The following is a 3,454-nucleotide window of genomic DNA, read 5'->3' as shown; positions in this document are numbered from 1 at the left end:
CTTTTTATCTTCGCTCATGCCTGCGCCCTCGACGTACCGCGCCCGGGCGCGGTACGTCGAGGGCGCAGGCATGAGCGAAGATAAAAAGACCGGCCGCGGGCGCGCGGAGGAATGGTGGCAAACGTCCATCATCGAGATGCGGCCGGGCGTCATCCGGCTGCGCGGCTACGAGATCCAGGATCTGATCGGCCGCGTCAGCTTCCCGGCGATGATCTGGCTGATGCTGCGCGGCGAATTGCCAAGCGAAGAGCAGGCGGCACTGCTCGGCATTGCGCTGGGCGCGGCCGTCGACCACGGTCCGCAGGCCCCGTCGATCGCGATCGCCCGCATGGCCGCCACTTGCGGCGTCGGCATCAACAACGCGATGGCGTCGGCCATCAACGTGCTTGGCGACGTGCATGGGGGCGCCGGCGAGCAGGCGCTTTCCTTCTATGGCGATATCGCCGCGGCGATGGATGGCGGCACGCCTCTTGCCCAGGCAGTGAAGGCGCGGCTCGATCGTTTCTTCGCCGAGGAGAAAGGCTATGTGCCGGGGCTTGGCCACCGCTTCCACCCGGTCGATCCGCGCGCGCCCCGCCTCATCGAGCTGACGCGGGAATTCGCCGCGCGCGGCGTGGTCAGTGGGCGTTTTGCCGACATTGCCGGGGCAATCGAGGCGGAAGTCGCCGCGCGCAAGGGCAAGACGATCCCGCTCAACATCGACGGCACGACGGCCGTCATCTATGGCGAGCTCGGGTTCCCCCCGGCGCTGACGCGCGGCCTGTTCGTTTTGTCGCGGTCGGTCGGCATTCTGGCGCATGCATGGGAACAGTCGCAACAAGGCGACCGCAACAAGGGGCCGCTGCCCCGGGAATGGCTGTGGGCCTATACCGGCATGCCGGTACGGCCTTTTCCCGACACCGAATAGGACGGTTTAAGCCGGATCGGGCGCTGGAATGGTCAGATCCCGGAGCAGCGTCGAAAGCTCAGGCTCGTCGATGAGCAGGGCAGCGTCTGCCGGCGGCAGCCATGCGCGTTGCCGGTTCGCGGCCTCCCGCCAATCGGCAAGTTCCTCCGTGACTTGGAGGAGATAGACCGAAACGTCCACCCGAATGAAGCCCTCGGTCATGCGTTTCCAATAGGAATAGGTACCGGCAGGCTGCTTCAGCGACTTGCCGAGAACACCGGCCTCTTCCTGGGCTTCGATCGTTGCCGCCCTGCGTCCGCTCTTGCCTTTCATCGGCCAACCCTTGGGCACGATGAAGCGCCGCGTGGTGCGTGAGGTGACCAGCAGCACTTCGAGGCCACCGTCTTCCCGCAACCGAAACGGAATCGCCGCCACCTGGCGGATCCGTTGCCCTTTCTTGGCTCGGCGAACTGCTTTCTTCTTGGTTGTTGCCATCCCAAATTCCGGTAGGAGCAGCGTCCCGCCGCAAGCTACCACGCGGCAAAAACCTGTCCCCCTGCAAACCCTAGAGCGTCTCACCGTTTTGTGGAAACGGCGAACCGCTCTATCTTTCTGTTTTTACGCAATTCCTGACGGAAAACCGTGTCACACTTTTCCTGGAATTGCTCTAAAACCACCGCCCTTGCAATCCGGTATTTTGCCGGTAACTAAGTCGGCTAATAAACTAAAAAAACAAAATGTCAGCGGCAAACCCGCGAAATCGTGTTGCCGACCGCTTCCATGCGACATGTCTGATCATATACCGGCACGTTGGGCTGAGGCTGGCGCGCTGTCGGCCGGTCGAGCTCACGATAGATCTGCTGCTGCTGCTGGTATTGCTGCCGCTGCAATTGGTTCTGCAACTGTTGCAGCTGGTTCTGCTGCACCAATGCGTTGCGATTCGTCGGGATGACGACCTGGGCCGATACGCCGGAAGCCATGCCCAGCAAGCCGGTGGCCGCCAGGACAGCTGAAATCAGAAACGTCGATAGGCGGCGGGACGACATGGCTTCCTTGTCCGCATGAAAAACAGAACCTCTGCCTAATATAGGGTGTTCGACCGGCGGCGCCATGGTCAGCTGATCGATTGTCATGCCAAAGGAGATCCGGCCCGTGCCTCAGCATTGCACTTGACGGCGGCGGCGGCTGGCGGCTCTAACAGCGGCTCCGCCCGTCCACGCGACTGGCCGGTTGGCAAAGAGGGATTCGATGAAAATCAGGTATAAGTTTGCCATAGCGATGCTGGCCGTCGCGGGCATCGTCGGTCCGCCGGCATTCGCCGCGCAGAACAAGGGCGACAAGGTGGCCGCCCAGCCCGCCGGCGCGGCGGCCAAGCCGCAACTGCCGGGTGGCGCGTCGGCGCTTTCGGAAACGCATGGCGACTGGACGGTGAACTGCCAGGTCACCGGCACCAACAAGGTCTGCAGCCTGTCGCATCAGCAGTTCAACAAGCAGAGCGGCCAGAGGCTGCTGGCGATCGAATTGACGACCAAGACGGGTAAGGACGCCGCGGGCACGCTGGCGCTGCCTTTCGGACTTGCGCTGGCCAACGGCGTCGCGCTCGAAATCGACGACAAGAAGCTCGACGGCACGCTGCAGTTCAGCACCTGCCAGGCGGTGGGTTGCCTGGTTCCGGTGACATTCGACGCCGACACCACGCCGCTGCTGCAGAACGCCACCACGCTCAAGATCAACGCTATCGCCGCGGACACCATGCAGCCGATCTCCTTCACCATCTCGCTCAACGGTTTTGGAAGCGCGCTGGCGCGGACGGCGGATCTGTCGGCGGATTGATCCACAACGAGGGTATTCATTTTGAGGCGATTGGCGAAAGCCGGTCACCTTATTCGTTTCCGTCCACTTCGCGCAAACGATATCCGACGCCCGTCTCGGTAATGATGTAGCGCGGCTGGTCCGGGGTCTTCTCGATTTTCTGCCGCAGCTGGCGGACGTAGACCCTCAGATATTGCACGTCGGTCGAGTCGTTCCAGATCTGCTTCATCAGGAACTGGTGCGTCAGCACCTTGCCGGCATATTGCACGAGCATGCGCAGGATGGCGTATTCCTTGGGCGACAGCTTCACTTCCTTGCCCTCGACCCTGACGATGCGCTTCACCAGGTCGACCGAAAGATCGCCGGTGTGGAACACCGGCTTCTCGCCCTGCTGCTGGAACTTGTGGCGCAGCGCCACGCGGATGCGCGCGACCAGCTCGTTCATGCCGAAAGGCTTGGTCACATAGTCGTCGGCGCCAAGCTCGAGCGCCGAGACGATGCCGGCCTCGTCGGTGCGGCTGGACAGGATCACGACCGGAATGTCGAGACCCTCGCCGCGCCATTTGCCGAGCAGCTCCAGGCCGGTCATGCCGGGCAGGCCGAGATCGAGTAGGATCAGGTCCGGCCGTTCGGTCTGCAAGAACTCGATCGCCGCCTTGGTGTTCGGCGCCTCGGAGACCGTATAGCCCTGGCTGCCCAAGCCGACGCGCAGCAATTTGCGGATCGGCGGCTCGTCGTCGACGACCAATATCGACA

At 62.8% G+C, this 3,454-nt stretch carries 5 protein-coding genes; 2 read left to right on the top strand and 3 right to left on the bottom strand.

What is annotated here, in order from left to right; all coding sequences use genetic code 11:
• The first annotated feature begins 70 nt into the window (after positions 1-70).
• A complete protein-coding gene (locus tag EOA27_RS28065; RefSeq protein ID WP_127257772.1) occupies positions 71-907 on the top strand; it encodes a citryl-CoA lyase in 837 nt (278 codons plus the stop codon).
• Between the two features lie 6 nt (positions 908-913).
• On the opposite strand, the gene EOA27_RS28060 is transcribed toward EOA27_RS28065, so the two are convergent.
• Together EOA27_RS28060 and EOA27_RS28055 are read right to left on the bottom strand one after the other, a co-directional pair.
• Positions 914-1,381: an NUDIX hydrolase gene (locus EOA27_RS28060; RefSeq protein WP_126081220.1), complete on the bottom strand. Its 468-nt coding sequence runs from the start codon at positions 1,379-1,381 to the stop codon at positions 914-916.
• A gap of 245 nt (positions 1,382-1,626) precedes the next feature.
• Entirely contained in the window at positions 1,627-2,019 is a 393-nt protein-coding gene (locus EOA27_RS28055) for a hypothetical protein (protein WP_245466932.1), read from the bottom strand.
• 115 nt (positions 2,020-2,134) lie between these two features.
• Between EOA27_RS28055 and EOA27_RS28050 the strand changes: the two genes are divergently transcribed.
• Positions 2,135-2,719, top strand: coding sequence for an invasion associated locus B family protein (locus EOA27_RS28050; protein WP_126081221.1), 585 nt, complete (start codon positions 2,135-2,137; stop codon positions 2,717-2,719).
• A 49-nt stretch (positions 2,720-2,768) separates the two neighbouring features.
• Here EOA27_RS28050 and EOA27_RS28045 read toward each other — a convergent pair whose 3' ends face one another.
• Entirely contained in the window at positions 2,769-3,449 is a 681-nt protein-coding gene (locus tag EOA27_RS28045) for a response regulator transcription factor (protein WP_245491179.1), read from the bottom strand.
• Between the last annotated feature and the right edge of the window lie 5 nt (positions 3,450-3,454).

Origin of the sequence: Mesorhizobium sp. M2A.F.Ca.ET.037.01.1.1, from assembly GCF_003998075.1 — a bacterium.
In the GTDB taxonomy this organism is placed as follows: domain Bacteria; phylum Pseudomonadota; class Alphaproteobacteria; order Rhizobiales; family Rhizobiaceae; genus Mesorhizobium.
Note: the sequence above shows the minus strand (reverse complement) of the source record. Positions and strands in the feature narration are given on the sequence as shown.

What these genes read in the sequence shown, in the direction of transcription:
- EOA27_RS28065 (WP_127257772.1), top strand. Translation starts at nt 71, where the DNA reads ATGAGCGAAGATAAAAAGACCGGCCGCGGGCGCGCGGAGGAATGGTGG.
- EOA27_RS28060 (WP_126081220.1), bottom strand. Translation starts at nt 1,381, where the DNA reads ATGGCAACAACCAAGAAGAAAGCAGTTCGCCGAGCCAAGAAAGGGCAA.
- EOA27_RS28055 (WP_245466932.1), bottom strand. Translation starts at nt 2,019, where the DNA reads ATGACAATCGATCAGCTGACCATGGCGCCGCCGGTCGAACACCCTATA.
- EOA27_RS28050 (WP_126081221.1), top strand. Translation starts at nt 2,135, where the DNA reads ATGAAAATCAGGTATAAGTTTGCCATAGCGATGCTGGCCGTCGCGGGC.